The 17,800-nt window shown below is 45.1% G+C and carries 21 protein-coding genes; 18 read left to right on the forward strand and 3 right to left on the reverse strand.

Annotated features, from left to right (window positions below; genetic code table 11):
* The 18 genes from NRF22_RS05060 (at position 1) to NRF22_RS05145 (ending at position 14,776) form a co-directional block, all read left to right on the forward strand.
* Positions 1-471 carry a MarR family winged helix-turn-helix transcriptional regulator gene (locus tag NRF22_RS05060; protein WP_263779492.1) on the forward strand — a complete coding sequence of 157 codons (471 nt, stop codon included), beginning with the start codon at positions 1-3 and terminating at the stop codon, positions 469-471.
* Positions 458-1,429: a beta-ketoacyl-ACP synthase III gene (locus tag NRF22_RS05065; RefSeq protein WP_263779493.1), complete on the forward strand. Its 972-nt coding sequence runs from the start codon at positions 458-460 to the stop codon at positions 1,427-1,429. The genes NRF22_RS05060 and NRF22_RS05065 overlap by 14 nt, the downstream gene beginning before the upstream one ends.
* A gap of 42 nt (positions 1,430-1,471) precedes the next feature.
* Positions 1,472-1,723: an acyl carrier protein gene (locus NRF22_RS05070; RefSeq protein WP_263779494.1), complete on the forward strand. Its 252-nt coding sequence runs from the start codon at positions 1,472-1,474 to the stop codon at positions 1,721-1,723.
* 5 nt (positions 1,724-1,728) lie between these two features.
* Complete coding sequence (locus tag NRF22_RS05075) at positions 1,729-2,688, forward strand: nitronate monooxygenase (RefSeq protein WP_263779495.1); 960 nt, start codon at positions 1,729-1,731, stop codon at positions 2,686-2,688.
* 10 nt (positions 2,689-2,698) lie between these two features.
* Positions 2,699-3,616, forward strand: coding sequence for an ACP S-malonyltransferase (locus tag NRF22_RS05080; protein ID WP_412178718.1), 918 nt, complete (start codon positions 2,699-2,701; stop codon positions 3,614-3,616).
* A 20-nt stretch (positions 3,617-3,636) separates the two neighbouring features.
* On the forward strand, positions 3,637-4,368 hold the full coding sequence (locus tag NRF22_RS05085; protein WP_263779497.1) for a 3-oxoacyl-ACP reductase family protein: 732 nt from the start codon (positions 3,637-3,639) through the stop codon (positions 4,366-4,368).
* Between the two features lie 26 nt (positions 4,369-4,394).
* Positions 4,395-5,627 (forward strand): beta-ketoacyl-ACP synthase II, encoded by a 1,233-nt coding sequence (fabF, locus tag NRF22_RS05090; protein ID WP_263779498.1) that lies wholly within the window; start codon positions 4,395-4,397, stop codon positions 5,625-5,627.
* Positions 5,628-5,629: 2 nt separating this feature from the next.
* On the forward strand, positions 5,630-6,124 hold the full coding sequence (gene accB / locus NRF22_RS05095; protein ID WP_263779500.1) for an acetyl-CoA carboxylase biotin carboxyl carrier protein: 495 nt from the start codon (positions 5,630-5,632) through the stop codon (positions 6,122-6,124).
* On the forward strand, positions 6,121-6,558 hold the full coding sequence (fabZ, locus tag NRF22_RS05100; RefSeq protein WP_263779501.1) for a 3-hydroxyacyl-ACP dehydratase FabZ: 438 nt from the start codon (positions 6,121-6,123) through the stop codon (positions 6,556-6,558). The genes accB and fabZ overlap by 4 nt, the downstream gene beginning before the upstream one ends.
* A 10-nt stretch (positions 6,559-6,568) precedes the next feature.
* Entirely contained in the window at positions 6,569-7,951 is a 1,383-nt protein-coding gene (locus NRF22_RS05105) for an acetyl/propionyl/methylcrotonyl-CoA carboxylase subunit alpha (RefSeq protein ID WP_263779722.1), read from the forward strand.
* Entirely contained in the window at positions 7,948-8,811 is an 864-nt protein-coding gene (locus NRF22_RS05110; RefSeq protein WP_263779503.1) for an acetyl-CoA carboxylase carboxyltransferase subunit beta, read from the forward strand. Before NRF22_RS05105 ends, NRF22_RS05110 begins: the two co-directional genes overlap by 4 nt.
* Positions 8,808-9,578, forward strand: coding sequence for an acetyl-CoA carboxylase carboxyltransferase subunit alpha (gene accA / locus NRF22_RS05115; RefSeq protein WP_263779505.1), 771 nt, complete (start codon positions 8,808-8,810; stop codon positions 9,576-9,578). Before NRF22_RS05110 ends, accA begins: the two co-directional genes overlap by 4 nt.
* Before the next feature lie 94 nt (positions 9,579-9,672).
* Complete coding sequence (prfA, locus tag NRF22_RS05120) at positions 9,673-10,746, forward strand: peptide chain release factor 1 (RefSeq protein ID WP_263779506.1); 1,074 nt, start codon at positions 9,673-9,675, stop codon at positions 10,744-10,746.
* A gap of 14 nt (positions 10,747-10,760) precedes the next feature.
* Entirely contained in the window at positions 10,761-11,588 is an 828-nt protein-coding gene (gene prmC / locus NRF22_RS05125; RefSeq protein WP_263779507.1) for a peptide chain release factor N(5)-glutamine methyltransferase, read from the forward strand.
* Between the two features lies 1 nt (position 11,589).
* On the forward strand, positions 11,590-12,606 hold the full coding sequence (locus NRF22_RS05130; protein ID WP_263779509.1) for an L-threonylcarbamoyladenylate synthase: 1,017 nt from the start codon (positions 11,590-11,592) through the stop codon (positions 12,604-12,606).
* A gap of 22 nt (positions 12,607-12,628) precedes the next feature.
* The gene (upp, locus tag NRF22_RS05135; protein WP_263779510.1) at positions 12,629-13,258 is read left to right on the forward strand and encodes a uracil phosphoribosyltransferase; all 630 of its coding nucleotides are present in this window, start codon (positions 12,629-12,631) and stop codon (positions 13,256-13,258) included.
* 37 nt (positions 13,259-13,295) lie between these two features.
* Positions 13,296-14,078: a tyrosine-protein phosphatase gene (locus tag NRF22_RS05140; protein ID WP_263779512.1), complete on the forward strand. Its 783-nt coding sequence runs from the start codon at positions 13,296-13,298 to the stop codon at positions 14,076-14,078.
* A gap of 65 nt (positions 14,079-14,143) precedes the next feature.
* Positions 14,144-14,776, forward strand: a complete 633-nt coding sequence (locus NRF22_RS05145; RefSeq protein ID WP_263779513.1) for a L,D-transpeptidase — start codon at positions 14,144-14,146, stop codon at positions 14,774-14,776.
* A gap of 4 nt (positions 14,777-14,780) precedes the next feature.
* Here the strand turns inward: NRF22_RS05145 and NRF22_RS05150 are convergent, their stop codons facing one another.
* The 3 genes from NRF22_RS05150 to NRF22_RS05160 are packed head-to-tail and all read right to left on the reverse strand — an operon-like array spanning position 14,781 to position 17,736.
* On the reverse strand, positions 14,781-15,596 hold the full coding sequence (locus NRF22_RS05150) for a carbohydrate ABC transporter permease (protein WP_263779514.1): 816 nt from the start codon (positions 15,594-15,596) through the stop codon (positions 14,781-14,783).
* Positions 15,586-16,452, reverse strand: a complete 867-nt coding sequence (locus NRF22_RS05155) for a carbohydrate ABC transporter permease (protein ID WP_263779515.1) — start codon at positions 16,450-16,452, stop codon at positions 15,586-15,588. The genes NRF22_RS05150 and NRF22_RS05155 overlap by 11 nt, the downstream gene beginning before the upstream one ends.
* On the reverse strand, positions 16,453-17,736 hold the full coding sequence (locus NRF22_RS05160; protein ID WP_263779516.1) for an ABC transporter substrate-binding protein: 1,284 nt from the start codon (positions 17,734-17,736) through the stop codon (positions 16,453-16,455).
* Between the last annotated feature and the right edge of the window lie 64 nt (positions 17,737-17,800).

Genomic DNA, 17,800 nt, shown 5'->3' on the forward strand with positions numbered 1-17,800 from the left:
ATGACTGATCAAAAAATTAAAAAGATCAGCGGCCTGCTGATCGAAGTTTATAACGATATCCTGCAAGTTGAAGAAAAATATCTTCGTACGAGTCGTTTTAAAGATATTACAGTCAAAGAAGTGCACACGATTGACGCGATTACGATGTATGACCACAAGACCACGACCGCTGTGGCTCGTAAATTGCAGCTTTCTCCAGGAACTGTGACGGCTTCGATCGACAAACTCGTAAAAAAGGGCTACGTTGTACGGCTGCAATCTGCTGATGACCAGCGTGTCATTCGCTTAGGCCTTACAAGACGCGGCCGGCTCATCTATCGTGCACATGAATCTTTCCATCGCCAAATGACCGAAACTTTCTTAGGCGGAATGGATAGCAGCCAAGTCGATTTGATCGAACGTGCCATGCTTAATTTACGGTCCTTCTTAGAAATCACGACTGAGAAAGGCAATAGCGATGAAGACAGTTAAGATGATTGCCACGGCCAGCCAAGTGCCTAAAAAGGTTGTCAGCAATGACGATCTGGCAGCCATGATGGATACATCAGATGACTGGATTAAGAGCCGCACCGGTATCTCTAATCGCCATATTGCGGTCACTGAGACAACCTCGTCTCTGGCGGCTGGCGTTCTAAAACAACTGATTCAAGACAGCGGTATCCATCCCGAACAAATTTCGTATGTGATTGTGGCAACGATGAGTCCTGACCGTCTAGCGCCTTCAACGGCAGCTACGATCTCGGCTGCGATGGGACTTACTAATGCATTTGCATTTGATGTTAACGTTGCCTGCTCGGGATTTGTTTACGCCTTGCAGCTAGCCCAGGGGCTGGTGAATAGCTTGTCAGCAGGTTATGGCGTCGTCATTGGTTCGGAAGTGTTGTCCAAACTAGTCGATTGGCAGGATCGAAGTACTGCCGTGCTGTTTGGTGACGGTGCGGCTGGTGTCTTGTTAGAAACAACTCAGGAAGCAAACCGTATATTGGCAACTGATTTGCGCACTTATGGTGAACAGGCCGAATCGTTGACAGTCGGCAGCTATGAAACTTCTAAAGTTTGGCAGCAGCCGCAGACAGGCAGTCCTTATTTTCAAATGGACGGTAAAGCGGTATATTCATTTGCCACGCGACAGGTGCCAGCGTCTATTCGACGGGCTTTTGACCAAATTGAACAGACGCCGGATGACTCGGATTACTTTCTCATGCACCAGGCTAATCAGCGAATCATGAATAAGGCAGCGCAGATTTTAGGGCAGCCTAATGAGCGTTTTCTTAGCAACGTTAGCGAGTTCGGCAACACGTCTTCAGCAAGTATCCCCCTGCTATTGGATCAGTTTATCCGCCAGGGTGTGATTCAGCGAGGCCAGTTATTAACACTCAGCGGCTTTGGTGCTGGTTTGAGTGTTGGCACGATTATTTATCATTTTTAAACATCAATCAACTACTATTAAAAATTTTGGAGAAACAAACACATGACTAAAGAAGAATTATTCAACAAAGTAAAAGACATTATCGCCGATCAGACTGGTGAAGATGCAGACAAAATTGAAATGACGACCGACATTAAAAACGATTTGGATGCCGACAGTTTGGATGTTTTTGAAGTAATGAACGAGATCGAAGACCAATTGGATGTCAAGATCGAAGTTGAAGAAGGTTTGAATACGGTTGGCGACTTGGTCGATTTTGTCTCAAAGCAATTGGTTGCAAAAAAGGGAGAATAAATCCGATGGAATTATTAAGTCCGTTTTTCAAATCACTCGGTTTACGTTATCCGATTTTTCAGGGCGGCATGGCTTGGGTGGCAGATGGGAAACTGGCAGCTGCTGTTTCTAACGCCGGCGGCATGGGAATTATTGGTTCCGGTCATGCACCGGCTGATGTCGTCCAAAGTGAAATTGAGATTGCTAAATCTTTAACCAAGCGTCCTTTTGGTATTAATGTGATGCTGCTTTCTCCACATGTTAAGGAAGTCATTAAAGTCATTTTGGCAGAAAAAGATTCAATTGCTTTGGTAACGACTGGTGCTGGCAATCCTTCTGAATATTTAGCTGCTTTTCAACAAGCTGGTATTCGGGTGATCCCTGTTGTGCCTTCAACTGGCATGGCTCGGATTATGGCACGTGAAGGTGTTGATGCTGTAATTGCTGAAGGTATGGAATCCGGTGGGCATATCGGCCGAATGACGACCATGGCTCTGGTACCGCAGGTTGTTGATGCAGTTGATATTCCTGTGATCGCTGCGGGCGGTATTGGCGACGGCCGTGGTTTGGCAGCTTCCATGATGCTGGGTGCCCAAGGCGTCCAGATGGGCACGCGTTTTCTCGTAGCCGAAGAATGTCACATTCATCCTCTTTATAAAGAGGCTGTTTTAAAAGCTAAAGACATTGACACACTCGTGACTGGTAAATATATCGGTCATCCGGCGCGCGTGCTGAAAAATAAAATGGCTGTGCGCTTTATCCGTGATGAAAAGATCGAAGCACAAAAAAACGATCCTGATTATGCGGCAGTTGAGGAACTCGGTAACGGTAGCCTAAGGCGCGCCGTACAGACCGGCGATCCGGAACAAGGATCTTACATGGCTGGTGAAATTTCTGGATTGGTAAATAAAATACAACCGGTTGCTGAAATTTTGCAGGAAGTTACTGACCAGGCAGCGGCACTGCTCGGAGGGCAAGAAAATTAAGTTAGCTTATTTGTTTAGCGGACAAGGCGGCAAAATTGCCCCTTTGGACAGCCGATTATATGAAAGTTTTCCAGTTTTTTCTAAAGTGTTTCAAAAAGCTGCAGAGATTTCTGGTATTGATTTTTGGCAAATGTGGCAGACCGGAGATGTACGTTTAGAACAAACGCGTTTTGCACAACCTGCTATCTTTACGCTGAGTACAGCCTTGTACCGCGTTATCTCTAATCAATTGCCCGCGGCACAAGCTTTAGTTGGCTTGAGTTTGGGAGAGTATAGCGCCTTGGCAGCGGCCGGTACATTAGAATGGGACGCTGCTTTTCGTCTGATTCAAAAACGTGCTGAATTAATGCAGCAAGCTAGTGAAGCTTTTCCTGGTGCTATGGCAGCTGTTATGAGTACTGATACTGATTTAATTGAACGCGTCTGCCGAGAAATTTCGCAGCAGACCAATCAGATTGTTCAGCCGGCTAATTATAATTTTCCCAAGCAGACGGTGATAGGCGGTCAGACACAAGCTGTGGCGGCAGCGGTTTCGAAATTAACGGAAGCCGGTATCAAGCGGATCGTCGATTTACCGGTCAGCGGTGCTTTTCATACACCTTTAATGGCAACGGCTAACGACCAATTTGTTCAGGAATTAGCTGAAACTGATTTTAGGCCAATGGCGATCAATGTGATCAGTAACACGACAGGTCAAGCTTTTCAAGCAGGCACAATCAAAGAGACGTTAAGCCGGCAGATGGTGTCATCGACCCGTTTTACAGATTGCTTACTAGAATTGCAGCGTCAAGGTGTGACTCACGTGATTGAATTAGGTCCTGGCCATTCTTTGGTGAGCTTCGCTAAAAAAACAATCAAACTCGACAGTTATCAGGCTGTTAGTGATGCGCAATCATTGGATGAAGCATTAGCAGCGGTCTCAAACTGATATTCGGAGGATTTTCTTGCATGGATTTACAAAATAAAACAGTTTTGGTTACTGGAAGTACACGCGGTATCGGGCTAGCAATATCCAAAGCTTTTTATCAAGCCGGATGCCGAGTTGTTTTAAACGGACGCAAAACTATTCCGGAACAAGTATTAGCTGAATTTACTGATTCGCAGCGCGTGTTTGCTGTGACGGGTGATGTGGCGGATGCTTCTGAAGCACAGGAGATGGTTGCTCAGGCACTTGCACATTTTGGTCAATTGGACATCTTGGTGAACAATGCCGGCATCACACACGATATGCTGGCTAATCGCATGACTTTGGAAGACTTTAAGGCGCCGATTGAGACTAATCTGATTGGCAGTTTTAACGTCACACAGCCTGCTTTAAAAGCCATGTATCGTGCCCGCAGCGGCTGTATTATTAATATTTCCAGTGTCGTTGCCTTAATAGGCAATGTTGGCCAGGTCAATTATGCAGCCAGTAAAGCCGGCTTGATTGGCATGACAAAGACGATTGCCAGAGAAGCGGCCCGCAGAAATGTGCGCTGCAACGCGATTACACCTGGCATGATTGATACAGATATGGTGGCTGTTTTATCTGAAAAAACACAAGAAAAATTAAAATCCGAAATTCCGCTAGGCCATTTTGGCCAGCCCGATGAAGTGGCTCAAACGGCCGTCTTTTTAGCGGAAAACGATTATGTGACAGGTCAAGTCATCACAGTTGATGGCGGTCTGGCTATGGTCTGATTTTAATTTCACGATGGAGGAAATGTATGACACGAGTAGTAATCACAGGAATGGGGGCAGTAACGCCCTTGGGAAACTCGACCGATGAATTTATCGAGGGATTGAGACAGGAAAAAGTTGGTTTTCGTCCTATTTCGGCTTTTGATTCAAGTGCAACAGGGGTTACCTTGGCTGGTGAAACAGATGGTTTCGACCCTTTACAGCGTTTGACTAAAAAAGATTTGCGCAGAATGGACCGTTTTTCTCAATTAGCACTTTATTCTGCTTTAGAAGCCTATGAACAAGCTGGCTTGGATGAAAAAACCGTCGATGACGAACGCTTTGGTGTCATTTATGGTTCTGGTATTGGTGGATTAACAACGATTCAAGATCAAGTGATCCGCATGCATGATCTTGGAGACGATCGCGTATCGCCGATGTTTGTTCCGACTTCTATTGCGAACATGGCCGCTGGCAATTTGGCAATCCGTTTTGGTGCTAAGGGTATTTGTATGACCATTGTCACTGCTTGCTCATCGGGTGCCAATGCTATTGGAGAAGCTTTTCGGACAATTCAAGCTGGACGCGCGGATATCATGCTGACAGGCGGATCAGAAGCTTCAGTCAACGAAATCGGTATCAGTGGTTTCGCTGCTTTATCTACTTTGTCAAAATCCACAGATCCAACCAAAGCCTCTCTGCCTTTTGATACAGCCCGAAACGGCTTTGTCATGGGTGAAGGTGCTGGTACTTTGATTTTAGAATCCTTAGAACATGCCCGTGCACGCGGTGCGAAGATCTTAGGCGAATTGGTCGGCTATGGTGCGACAGAAGATGCTTATCATATTACCAGCCCAGATCCAGCGGGTACGCAAGCCGCTCGCGCGATGAAGCTTGCTATTGAAGAAGCTGGCATAGACAAAACACAAGTCGGATATATTAATGCACACGGTACTGCTACAAAAGGTAATGATTCAGCAGAAGCTGCTGCAATTAATCAATTATTTGGCAGCGATAGTCATGTTTTGGTCAGCAGTACCAAATCGATGACTGGCCATTTACTTGGTGCAGCCGGTGCGATCGAGGCAATTGCGACTGCTCGTGCATTATCAGACGGCCAGCTGCCAGTTAACGTCGGTATCACTGAACAAGATCCAGAATGTCCAGTTCAATTGGTCAATGAAGCCAATAAGCAGACACAAGCAGATTATGCTTTGAGCAATTCATTTGGTTTTGGCGGGCACAATGCGGTGCTCGCATTAAAGAGATGGAGTGATTAAAAGTGGACGAAAAAGCGATTAAAGCTTTAATCGAACAGGTAGATCAAAGCAGTATCCGTGAATTTGACTTGACGGTTGATGGCGTACATCTTTATTTATCTAAAAATAAGACTGCCAATCACAGTGTGCCTGCAACAGCAGATACTTCGCAGTTGAAGGCTTCGGATACACCAGTTTCAGCAGCTGATAATGCTGCTCAGGCCGTAGAAGAAGTACCAAAAACAACCGCCGCGGAATCTGAGGATAATTTTCAAACAATTAAATCACCTTTAGTCGGCGTGGCTTATCTGCAGCCCAACCCAGAAGCTCAAAGTTATGTGAAAGTTGGCGATCAGGTGAAAGTCGGTGATGTGGTTTGTGTGATTGAGGCCATGAAGATGATGACGGAAATTAAGAGCCAGGTCGCTGGCCAAATTGCAGAAATTCTTATTGATAATGAATCAATGGTTGATTACGATCAGCCCTTGATCAAAGTAAAAACAGAGGTAGGAAAATGACAGATAAAATTGAAATGACAGCTGAAGAAATTCAAGCTGTGTTACCGCACCGTTATCCGATGCTGCTGGTTGATAAAGTCTTGGAATTAGTTCCTGGAGAAAGCATTACAGCACAGAAAAACGTCACGATCAATGAAGAATTTTTTCAGGGTCATTTTCCTGGAAACCCAGTTATGCCTGGTGTTTTGATTGTTGAATCTTTAGCACAAGCTGGTGCAATTGCCCTGCTTAAAATGGATCGTTTTGCCGGCAAGACACCTTATTTTGGCGGTGTTGATAAAGTTAAGTTCCGCCGTATGGTCCGCCCTGGCGATGTGTTAAAGTTAGAAGTTACTTTGGATAAATTGAAGGAAAATATCGGCAGCGCTCATGCACTTGCGACCGTTGATGGGGAAAAGGCTTGTTCAGCGGATTTACTTTTTCTGATTGGGTGAGGTAAACATGATGTTTAAACGGGTCTTGATTGCCAACCGTGGCGAGATAGCAGTTCGAATTATTCGAGCACTTCGTGAAATGAAAATAGAATCTGTTGCGGTCTATTCAACAGCTGATCGCGACAGTCTTTATGTTCAGCTGGCCGACATTGCTGTCTGCATCGGCGGTCCGCAACCGGCGGATTCTTATTTGAATATTCAAAATATCGTCAGTGCAGCTGTCCTTTCAGGTGCTGATGCCATTCATCCAGGGTTCGGTTTTCTATCTGAAAATGTTGAGTTTGCGCGCATTTGTGAAGAGTGCGGTTTGGTTTTCATTGGTCCTAAAGCTGACACAATTGAGTTAATGGGTAACAAATCCAATGCTCGCGATACGATGAAAAAACATGGTATTTCGGTCATCCCAGGCAGTGAAGAAGCTGTTACATCTGTCGATGCGGCTTTACAGGTTGCAGATGAGATCGGTTATCCAGTCATGTTAAAGGCGGCGGCTGGCGGCGGCGGCAAGGGTATTCGTGTGATCAACAGTGCAGAGGATCTTCGTCAGAAGTTTGCTGATGCCCAACACGAGACAAAGCTTTCTTTTGATGATGACAGTATGTATTTGGAAAAAGTGATCGAAAACCCGAAACATATTGAAGTACAAATCATGCGCGATGCTTTTGGCCACGTACTGGCTTTTCCGGAGCGTGATTGTTCCTTACAGCGTGAACACCAGAAAATGGTTGAAGAAAGTCCTTGTTCTTTAATTAATACACAAGAACGCCAGGCTTTATTAGCTCAAGCGGCTAAAGCTGCGAATGAGATTGATTATTTGAACACAGGTACTTTTGAATTTCTAATGGACAGCCAGCATCATTTCTACTTTATGGAAATGAATACGCGTCTTCAAGTGGAACACCCGGTCACAGAAATGGTAACAGGACTTGATCTTGTGAAAATGCAGATTCACGTTGCGGCCGGAGAGGCCTTACGTTTGCAGCAAAAGGATATTCATATTGATGGCAGTGCGATTGAGTGCCGGATTAACGCTGAAGATCCGCGGCATCATTTTATGCCGCAAGCCGGCCTGATTAAGAAGATTCATTTTCCATTGGGCTGCCCAGGTGCGCGCATTGATTCTGGCGTGGATTCTGGCAGCAGAATTCCGCCTTTCTATGATTCGATGATCGCTAAGCTGATTGCTCACGGAAAAGACCGACCAGAAGCATTATCAATTATGGATCGTATGCTGGCTGAAATGTCGATCGAGGGTGTTAAAACAAATCTTGATTATCAGCGTGATTTAATGCATGCCCCGGCAGTTGTTCAGGACAGTTCGACAACCGATTATATCGAAAAAGAGTTTTTGCCTTTTTGGAAACAAAAATTTACTGAGAAGGAGGCTTCATGACTTGGTTCGACCGATTAACAAGTTTCTCAAAACAGCAGACCGATAAGCTGCTGCATACATACTCATCACAGATTCCTTCAGGGATCATACGTGAATGTCCGAAATGTCACGGGCGTTTTTATTATCGGCGTCTAGGCAGCATGGAAATTTGTCCTGATTGTGGTTATGCTTTTCGGATTCCAGCTAGGAAACGATTGAAAATCTTGTCCAATGACGTGACTGAATGGGATGAAGATGTTGTCAGCTCCGATCCTTTGTCATTTCCCGGCTATCAGGAAAAATTGTCTAAGGCCAGAAAAGCTACCAAGTTAAACGAAAGTGTCTGGACTGGGCGCGCTCGTTTGAACAAGTATTTGGCTGCAGTCGGTATCATGGATCCTTTTTTTGTGATGGGCAGTCTAGGCCAAGCGACCGGAGAAAAACTAGCACGACTTTTTGAACGAGCCACTGAACAGAAACTGCCGGTTATTCTATTTACTGCTTCTGGCGGTGCGCGGATGCAGGAGGGGATTCATTCCTTGATGCAGATGGCTAAAATTACGGCAGCTGTTAGCCGTCACGCCGAGGCGGGATTATTATACATTGTCGTTTTAACTGATCCGACCACTGGCGGCGTGACGGCGAGTTTTGCTATGGAAGCCGACATTACACTAGCCGAACCTAAGGCACTGGTAGCCTTTGCAGGCCGGCGTGTGATCGAACAGACAACGGGTGGTAAATTGCCGGACGACTTTCAAAGTGTTGAAAAACTGCAGGAAAACGGTTTTGTCGATGAAATCGTCCCGCGCCAGAATTTAACTCAGGAACTTGAATCTCTGCTGGCTTTAAATCAACAGCGTATATGGGGGGCAGCGATATGACAGAAGAGAAAGCCATTTCTGCCGCCGAAGTTGTCAAACAGGCCCGCAGTGATGGAAAAAGCGACAGTCGAAAGTTCATTGACCAGCTGCTGACAGACTTTCACGAATTCCATGGTGACCGTCATAGCGGTGATGATCCGGCCATTATTGCTGGTATTGGGCGTCTATCCGATCAGCCAATCACATTGATTGCCACGCAAAAAGGGATTGAGGTCAAAGATCGTCTGGCTACACATTTTGGCAGTCCAGAACCTTGGGGCTACCGCAAAGCGATTCGCCTGATGAAACAGGCTGAACGTTTTAGCCGGCCTGTCTTAACTTTGATCAATACGCCGGGTGCTTTTCCAGGTGTCGATGCTGAAAAAGGCGGGCAAGGCGAAGCCATTGCTTCATGTATCGCGACCATGATGTCTTTAAAAGTACCTGTGATTGCTTTGATCTTTGGAGAAGGCGGCAGTGGTGGCGCTTTAGCGCTGGCTAGTGCTGACCAGGTGTGGATGACAGCACATAGTGAATATTCGGTCTTATCTCCGGAAGGCTTTGCCTCAATTTTATGGAAAGATGCTAAGCGCTCTGCGGAAGCGGCTGAATTAATGGGTCTGACGCCCAAGGCTTTGCTGGATGATGGGATTGTCGACCAGATTATTGCTGAACCGTTGGATATCACAGCTTTAAAACAGCAGTTAGTCACCGAATTTAAAGAATTATTTGCGATGCCAGCTGCAAAATTAGTTGATCAGCGCTATGCGCGTTTTCGGAAATTTTAAACAAATCAGCCAGCCGTGACGACTGGTTTTTTGTTATTGGATAAGGAAATGTTGTGACTGAAATTTTTAAAAGCGAGCACGTATACTAGAAGAGATGGATAAATTTTTTGCCCAAATAGAAAAGGTTGTTGATCGTTTTGACGAATTAAACGAACTGCTGGCAGATCCGGAAGTCACGGCCGACAGTAATAAATACACAAAATATGCCAAGGAATTAGGCGAGATCACGCCGATTGCCGAAAGCTATCAGCAGTACAAAAAAAATGCCCAGGAAATCGCAGACGATAAAAAACTTTTGGCTGATAAGGAGATGTCTGATTTAGCCAAAACGGAATTGGCTATACTAGAACCCGCCCAAGAAAAACTGGCTGACGAACTGAAACTGATGATGATTCCAAAGGATCCCAATGATGATAAAAACATTATTATTGAAATCCGGGGTGCCGCAGGCGGGGATGAAGCTAATTTGTTCGCCGGCGATTTGTTGAACATGTATGCACGCTACTCGCAGTCTCAGAATTGGCAGTTTGAAATTGTTGATCAGACGCCTGGCGAAGCTGGTGGTTTTAAAGAAGTCGTAGCCAATATTTCCGGTGAGAAAGTTTATAGCAAGCTCAAATTCGAATCCGGTGCCCATCGTGTCCAACGTGTCCCCGTTACGGAAACGCAGGGACGTGTTCATACGAGTACGGCCACAGTCGGAGTGATGCCGGAATTTGAAGATATTGATAGTGACGATTTAATTGACCCTAAAGATGTGCGCGAAGATGTCTATCGCTCTTCGGGAGCCGGCGGCCAGCATATCAATAAGACGAGTTCGGCCGTTCGACTGGTGCATTTGCCGACGGGTATCAAAGTGGAAATGCAGGAGCAGCGTTCTCAGCAGCAGAACCGGGCTAAAGCTTGGCAGATTCTGCGTTCGCGTGTTTACGATCATTTTTCTCAAGAAAATCGTGAGCTCTATGATCAGCAAAGAAGGACTAAAATTGGTAACGGCGATCGTTCTCAACGCATCAGGACTTATAATTTTCCGCAAAACCGTGTGACGGATCATCGCATCAATTTTACTTTGAATAAATTAGATCGTGTCATGAATGGTGATTTAGAAGAAATCATCGACGCTCTGATTATTGCTGACCAGACAAAGCAGCTCGAGGAAATGATTTAACTATAATAGGGAACATGACGACTTTACGCAAAATAAGAAATGATTTTTTTAAAACGTCGATTGATTTTGAAACAATCGATCTTTTTTTGCGTGGTGAATTAAACTTAAATAATACCGAGCTGCTCCTGAAATTTTCAGATGAAATCCCGGACGACAAAGAACAACAGTTAAGATCGGATTTCCAGCAGGTTGTTTCGGGCAAACCGGTTCAGTATGTCTTGGGTTTTGCGAATTTCTACGGGCGTCATTTTAAAGTTGATTCGCGAGTTTTGATTCCGGAAGTCGAGACGGCCGAACTGATTGATCATGTGAAAGATGCGGTTCTGCTGCCCTTGGAGAAGGATTTTTCTATTTTAGATGTCGGCACGGGCAGCGGTAATATCGCCATTACCCTGGCTTTGGAGTTAAAAGCGGAAAAAGTGTTAGCAGTTGATATCAGCAGGAAAGCCTTGAATTTGGCCAGGGAAAACGCACAAAATCTCTCAGCTTCCAATGTGAAATTTGTTTTATCTGATTTATTGGACAATGTCACCGGCCAATTTGATTTGATCGTTTCTAACCCGCCCTATATTTCGCAAGGCGCTGACAGTGTCGACAAGCAGGTATTGGATTATGAGCCTCATCAGGCGCTCTTTGCTGGAGAAGATGGTTTGACTATTTACCGCCGCTTAATCCCGGAAATGGTTAGCCATTTAAAAAAGGATGGATATGCTATTTTTGAAATGGATGATGCCCAAGGGCCGGCGATTTCCAAACTAATTCAAGCTAGTTTTCCCAAGGCCCAGCCGGAAGTCTTTCAAGATATGGCTGGCCTTAATCGTTTTATTGCATGGAGGAATTGAAGTGACATTACTATTACATACGAATGATCAAGATATTCAGCGCGCGGCTGATATTTTGGCAAAAGGGGGCGTGGTAGCCTTTCCTACTGAGACAGTCTACGGCATTGGTGCTGATGCGACAAAGTCCGAGCCAGTTGATAAAGTTTTTGCAGCCAAAAAAAGGCCTCATGACAATCCTTTAATCGTGACCGTTTCTGACGACCAGATGCTGCGTCGTTTTGCCAAACTAGATCAGCGGGCTGAGAAACTGATTGCGCATTTCTGGCCGGGTTCTTTGACTTTGATTCTGCCTTTACTTGATGATGAAATTCTGCCAAGTAATGTCACGGCCGGTTTGCCAACAGCCGCATTTCGTAATCCTAAAAGCCAAGTGACGAGAAATCTGATCAGTCTTTTTAACAATCCGATCGTTGGCCCATCTGCCAACTTGTCAACGAAGCCCTCAACGACAACAGCTGCACATGTCATGCATGACATGGCCGGCCGAATTGATGCTGTGATTGATGATGGCCCTTCGCAAATCGGTGTTGAGTCAACGATTGTCGATTTATCAGTCCCTGATGCCACGATTTTACGTCCTGGTGCAGTCACAGCTGATGAAATTGCGGCAGTGATTGGCCAAAAAGTCATCGACCCTAGCTCACCAATTACAGTTGCTAAGGGCGTTGCCCCAAAAGCACCCGGCATGAAATACCGTCATTATGCGCCAAGCAAAGACGTGGTTATTTTTCAGGCTGAAGATGCCGAACAACTAAAAACTGTGCTGAAATCCAGTGATGCAGTCTTGGCTTTAACGGACATATTAGCGAAGTTCGATCTTCCAAAAGAACGAAGCTGGTCATTAGGAAAGGATGCTAATTCAGCTGCTGAGGAATTGTTTTCTGCCTTGCGCGCTTTTGACGACCGTGACAGTATCCAGAGAATCTATGTCCAAGGTCTAGCGAAAAAAGGCATCGGCGAAGCTTACATGAATCGTTTGGAAAAGTCAGCTGGCGGCCAACATTTTCATTTGGAATGATAGGATAGATAAGGGTTCTAAAATGTCTAAATTTACAGTTATTGATCATCCGTTGATTCAGCACAAATTGAGGATTTTGCGTGACAAGAATACGAGCACAAAAGATTTTCGCGAGCTGGTCAACGAAATTGCCACTTTGATGGCCTATGAAGTCAGTCGTGATATGCAGCTGGAAGATGTCGAGATTGACACGCCGGTCGCACACACGATCGTCAAGCAGTTAACAGGAAAAAAAGTGGCGGTTGTGCCGATTCTGCGTGCGGGATTAGGTATGGTCGATGGTGTTGTCAAATTAATTCCAGCAGCTCGCATCGGTCATATCGGTATGTATCGAGATGAGAAAACACTGGAGCCGCATGAATACTTTATCAAGCTGCCTGAAGATATTGAGAAACGTGAAGTCATCGTGGTTGATCCGATGCTGGCGACAGGTGGGTCGGCTAAAGATGCGATCGCGGCTTTAAAAAAGCGTGGTGCTCGTTATATTAAATTAATGGTTCTGGTTGCGGCACCCGAGGGTGTCAAAGCTGTCCAAGCGGCTGATCCGGATGTTGATATTTTTGCAGCAGCACTGGATGATCATTTGAACGATAAAGGCTACATCGTACCAGGATTGGGTGATGCCGGAGATCGTTTATTCGGCACAAAATAATTAAATCGCGATAGCGGTTTTTTCTTTTTGAGGTGATATGTTCGAGAAACGTATTTTAAACATCAAAGGTGGCAGCAACTTTCGGGATCTGGGCGGCTATTCGACGGTTGACAATCGACAGGTCCGCTGGGGTCGTCTTTTTCGTGGCGCCAAAATGGCCGATTTTTCAACTCATGATCTAAAAGTACTTAAGCATCATAAGATTGCACGCGTGATTGATTTTAGAAGCCTAGACGAACGTTTGAATGATCCAGATGCCTACTCGGAGTCAATTGAAGAGATTGAACTGCCTTTGTTAAACGAGGATACAACCAATTCCACGGCTGATGCCAATGACTTTCAGCACCAGGCACATGAATTCGGTTTTGCCTATGAACGGATGATGGCCACTTATCGCAATATGGTGGTCGATGAATTTTCTCAGCAGACACTGCAGGCTTTCTTTCAATATTTGTTGGATGACCGTCAAGGCGCTTTGTTATTTCATTGTACAAAGGGTAAGGATCGCACTGGCTTGGCCTCGGCACTTTTTCTATCTGCAGTTGGTGTTGATAAAGAGACAGTTTTTCGGGATTATGCGTTAACTGATCAATTTAATCAGCCTGAAAATGAAGCTGAGTTGGCCAAAATGGTTCGCCAAGGGGCTTCGGCGGCTGATATCGATAATGCCAAACATTTTATCATGACAGACCCAGATTATCTTGCCAACGCTTTTGCAGCAATGAATGAGGTGGCTGGCAGTCTGCAAGCCTATCTCACACAGATAATCGGTTTGAATCAGGATAGTTTGGCTGAATTAAAACAGCGTTATCTACGTTAATATTCCTTTAAAACTGGCACGCCTGTCTATTTTGAATCAGCAACTAGGCTAGAATTAACTTTGTAATGGCAAGAAGAAAACTAATTGTATTATCTGCTTTGGTTATATTATTAGCGGCTGTTTTTACACTCTTTTTTGTGGTTCGTCCGCATGCGGCAAGGACTCAGGGTCAAAGTTCGTCCCTGCTATCACAATCACAGAAGAGTCAGACCGCTGCATCCGGCAGCAGGACACCGGTCAAAAAAGCACTTCCTGTCAAAATTGATTGGCAGGCCGCGTCTGAAAAGAAGGCTTATCCTGTTTTCTCGGAAAACCCCGGCACTTGGGTGCAGGTTTCTTTGAAGGCACAGCGTGTTTATATTAAATCGCAAACCGGCCGAATTCTCTATACGATGTATTGTTCATCAGGCTTGGATAATACGACACCAACAGGAACTTTTTATATTCAGGCTGAACGCGGGCCTTCTTTTTTCAATCCATCCTTAAATGAAGGTGCTAATTATTGGGTCTCTTTTAAAGATCATGGTGTTTATCTTTTTCATAGTGTGCCGACAAGTGCTGATAAAAGTTACAATGTGGCCGAAGCTGAGAAACTGGGTCATCCAGCCTCTCATGGCTGCATTCGTCTAACTGTGCCTGACGCCAAATGGTTCTATGAAAATGTTCCTTTTAACACAAAAGTTGTCATTGGCGATTAAGCGATTATTTGATTGCCCCTTCGGTGGCACTTTGCATAATCTGTTTCTGCAGCAGAATAAAGAGAATAATGATTGGAATAATTGCCAGCACGAGTCCTGCTAGCGCCAACTGCCAGTTACTATTGTTTTCACCGAAGAAGAAATACATACGCAGCGGAATTGTGTACATGCCGTCTTTGTTAATCACGAGCGATGGCAGCAGATAGTCATTCCATATTTTCATGGCATTCAGGATAACAACGGTTCCGGTCATGGGTGAGACAGACGGTAGAATAACTGAAAAGAAAGCCTTGACCGTATTAGCGCCATCAATCATGGCTGCCTCGTCAATACTTGTTGGGACGCCTAGAAAGGCTCCGTAATACAAAATAATCGATAAGCTCAAAGCTAATCCTGTATTCATAAGGATTAGGCTGATCCGGTTCAAAAAGTCGATTCGCCCGAAAATGGAAATCAGCGGAATCATAATCGACTGAAAAGGAATCAGCATTGTGGCCGCACAAAGGTAGTAAATGATTGAGCTGATTTTACCGTGTGTTCGAGCCAAAGCATAGGCTGTCATCGAAGCCAGCAGTGTAATCAGTAACACACTCGTGACCGTGATTAAAACCGAATTGAAAAAACTTTGGACATAGTTCAAAGAGCGGAAGGCCTCAGTGTAGTTGCCGAAAGTCGGCCGGGACAACATCAATGGATTGCTGAACAAGTCTGATTTTGTTTTCAGCGAATTGATGAACACAATCACGAAAGGATATAACCAGATTAATGCCAACAGGATGCTGATAATCCAGGTAATGTTTTTAACAACTTTAGCTTTCATTTTGGTGTTCCCCCTTTCTGGAGAAGTAAAGCTGGCCAAAGGAAATCAACGCCACGAAGATAAAGAGCAGAATACCGGCTGCCTGCGCGTAACCTTGCTGGTAGTTGACAAATGCCGTGTTGTAAATATTCATCGCAATCATTTCCGTTGACCGGTAAGGGCCGCCGTTAGTTAAGGCCAGGTTTTGCTCGTAGAGTTTAAAAGAGTTTGCCAGCGTTAAGAAAAGACTGATCGTGAAGGCCGGGGCCAGCTGCGGCAGTTTGATCCACCAGAAGATCTGGCCTTCGTTGGCGCCGTCTAGTTTTGCCGATTCGATCGTGCTGCGCGGAATTGCATTGAGAAAAGCAACATAAATCAGCATGATATAACCGCTCATCTGCCACCAGAAGAGAATGACCAGGCCCCAAAGGCCGCTCTCAGGCGTGCTTAGCCAGCCGCTAAAAAAGGAGAGATGCAGCTGACTGCCAAGAGCACCAAAGACCTGAATAAAGATAAATTGCCAGATAAATCCCAGCAGGATGCCGCCGATCAGGTTCGGAATGAAGAAGATTGTTCGTAGAAATTTAGTGAAACGATTATCCTGACGAGTGACGAGGAGCGCGAAACTAAGCGCAATCACATTGATACCGGCGACTGACAAAAGTGAAAATAGGAAGGTCAGCCAGCAGCTCTGCAGGAAATTGGCATCGCTGAATAGCAGAAAGTAATTTTTCAAGCCAATCCATGAAGCTGTGATACCGTTGGAATTTGTAAAAGAGTAATAGATGCCGATTAAAAAGGGGATTAGAATAATGATGCTAATGAGAAGCAGGCTGGGAAGGACAAAAAGCCAGTAATAATATTTTTTCTGAAACATTTACTTGCCTCCTTGGATCTGCCGCAGCTGATAATACTGTGATTCAGTGCGTTGTACGAACTGCTGCCAGCTGATCTTATTTGCAAAATAACGCTGCATGTTTGGACCGATAGCTTCTTGATTAAAGCCGTTGGGAAACTGTTTGTGCACGGGAACTTGCGCATGTTTGCCAGTACCGATCCGATAAATTTCTTTTGAAAGCGGATCTGGTAATTTATTCAGATCAAAATTGATTGTTGGCGGGACATAGCGCATCTGCTGGACAATCACTTTTTCACTTTCGGGTGAATTATAAAGCCATTGAAGAAAATCCTTGGCATCCTTTTCCCGCTGCGGATGTTCGTTGGTGATACCTAAATACCAAGAGGATCCGGTCATAATTTGTCCCTGGCCTTTGACGAAATAAGGCAGCATGCCAAGATTTTTCGCCGAAAAACCTTTTTGGGCCTCGTCCAAAGTCGGAATAATCCAGTTTCCCTGCGGAATCATGGCTACTTTGCCATGAAAAAACAAATCTTGGACAGAAGCGTCATATCGAACTGACAAAATCGGCTTGACATTATAGCGTTTGACCAAATCAACATAGTCTGCCATTCGCTTGCTATAACGCCAGTTTAAGTGCTGGCTGCGGTAGGCTTTTGTCAGATTATTGTGATAAGACTGGGACAAAAACTGTGCTGAAAATGATGTGATTGAACTTGTGTCAGCACCGTTAAAACCAAAAACACCAGAGAGGCCGAGTGCTTTTTTCTGGGCATTTAATTTTTCAACTGCTGCTTTGAAACTGGCATAGTCCTTGATCCGACCGGCATCGATGCCGGCTTTTTTGAATACGGCTTTGTTATATGCCCAACCGTAGCCTTCAATATCAACAGCGACGCCAAGGCTGTGGCCGTATATCCGGCCGCCGCTTTTTAAGGACGGGACAATTTTCTTTTGAATGGGCAGATTGTCCAAATTTAGCAGGCGGTTATGATAACGGTCAATTTCCGGCAAGCCGCCCAGCATCACAATATCAGGAGCATCCCCGGAAACAAACTTGGCTTGTAAAGCCGAAGCACCACTGCCGTTTCCCACGGTCGTAATTTTCACCTTAATATTGGGATGTGTCTTCTCGTATAAACGAGCCAGCTCTTGATAGCCGCTCGTGACCTCGGGTTTTTGATTGAAAAATTCAATCGTATGGCTATTGCTGGTCGAGCCGTAATTGGCAAATTCTAAAACGGCAATTGAGATGACACAAAAAAGCGTGAGTAATAAAAGCGACATTCTTTTCAGATTCATAGGTCGTCACCTCCTGTCGATGGCGTGAAAAGTGAAACTCTACCTACAAAATAGTCTGATAATA

Source organism: Oenococcus kitaharae, from assembly GCF_025758695.1.
Taxonomy (GTDB): Bacteria; Bacillota; Bacilli; order Lactobacillales; family Lactobacillaceae; genus Oenococcus; species Oenococcus kitaharae_A.

What these genes read in the sequence shown, in the direction of transcription:
- NRF22_RS05110 (WP_263779503.1), top strand. Translation starts at nt 7,948, where the DNA reads ATGACTTGGTTCGACCGATTAACAAGTTTCTCAAAACAGCAGACCGAT.
- NRF22_RS05145 (WP_263779513.1), top strand. Translation starts at nt 14,144, where the DNA reads ATGGCAAGAAGAAAACTAATTGTATTATCTGCTTTGGTTATATTATTA.
- NRF22_RS05105 (WP_263779722.1), top strand. Translation starts at nt 6,569, where the DNA reads ATGTTTAAACGGGTCTTGATTGCCAACCGTGGCGAGATAGCAGTTCGA.
- prmC (WP_263779507.1), top strand. Translation starts at nt 10,761, where the DNA reads ATGACGACTTTACGCAAAATAAGAAATGATTTTTTTAAAACGTCGATT.
- NRF22_RS05085 (WP_263779497.1), top strand. Translation starts at nt 3,637, where the DNA reads ATGGATTTACAAAATAAAACAGTTTTGGTTACTGGAAGTACACGCGGT.
- NRF22_RS05155 (WP_263779515.1), bottom strand. Translation starts at nt 16,452, where the DNA reads ATGTTTCAGAAAAAATATTATTACTGGCTTTTTGTCCTTCCCAGCCTG.
- upp (WP_263779510.1), top strand. Translation starts at nt 12,629, where the DNA reads ATGTCTAAATTTACAGTTATTGATCATCCGTTGATTCAGCACAAATTG.
- NRF22_RS05070 (WP_263779494.1), top strand. Translation starts at nt 1,472, where the DNA reads ATGACTAAAGAAGAATTATTCAACAAAGTAAAAGACATTATCGCCGAT.
- fabF (WP_263779498.1), top strand. Translation starts at nt 4,395, where the DNA reads ATGACACGAGTAGTAATCACAGGAATGGGGGCAGTAACGCCCTTGGGA.
- NRF22_RS05160 (WP_263779516.1), bottom strand. Translation starts at nt 17,736, where the DNA reads ATGAATCTGAAAAGAATGTCGCTTTTATTACTCACGCTTTTTTGTGTC.
- fabZ (WP_263779501.1), top strand. Translation starts at nt 6,121, where the DNA reads ATGACAGATAAAATTGAAATGACAGCTGAAGAAATTCAAGCTGTGTTA.
- prfA (WP_263779506.1), top strand. Translation starts at nt 9,673, where the DNA reads ATGGATAAATTTTTTGCCCAAATAGAAAAGGTTGTTGATCGTTTTGAC.
- NRF22_RS05075 (WP_263779495.1), top strand. Translation starts at nt 1,729, where the DNA reads ATGGAATTATTAAGTCCGTTTTTCAAATCACTCGGTTTACGTTATCCG.
- NRF22_RS05150 (WP_263779514.1), bottom strand. Translation starts at nt 15,596, where the DNA reads ATGAAAGCTAAAGTTGTTAAAAACATTACCTGGATTATCAGCATCCTG.
- NRF22_RS05060 (WP_263779492.1), top strand. Translation starts at nt 1, where the DNA reads ATGACTGATCAAAAAATTAAAAAGATCAGCGGCCTGCTGATCGAAGTT.
- NRF22_RS05140 (WP_263779512.1), top strand. Translation starts at nt 13,296, where the DNA reads ATGTTCGAGAAACGTATTTTAAACATCAAAGGTGGCAGCAACTTTCGG.
- accA (WP_263779505.1), top strand. Translation starts at nt 8,808, where the DNA reads ATGACAGAAGAGAAAGCCATTTCTGCCGCCGAAGTTGTCAAACAGGCC.
- NRF22_RS05065 (WP_263779493.1), top strand. Translation starts at nt 458, where the DNA reads ATGAAGACAGTTAAGATGATTGCCACGGCCAGCCAAGTGCCTAAAAAG.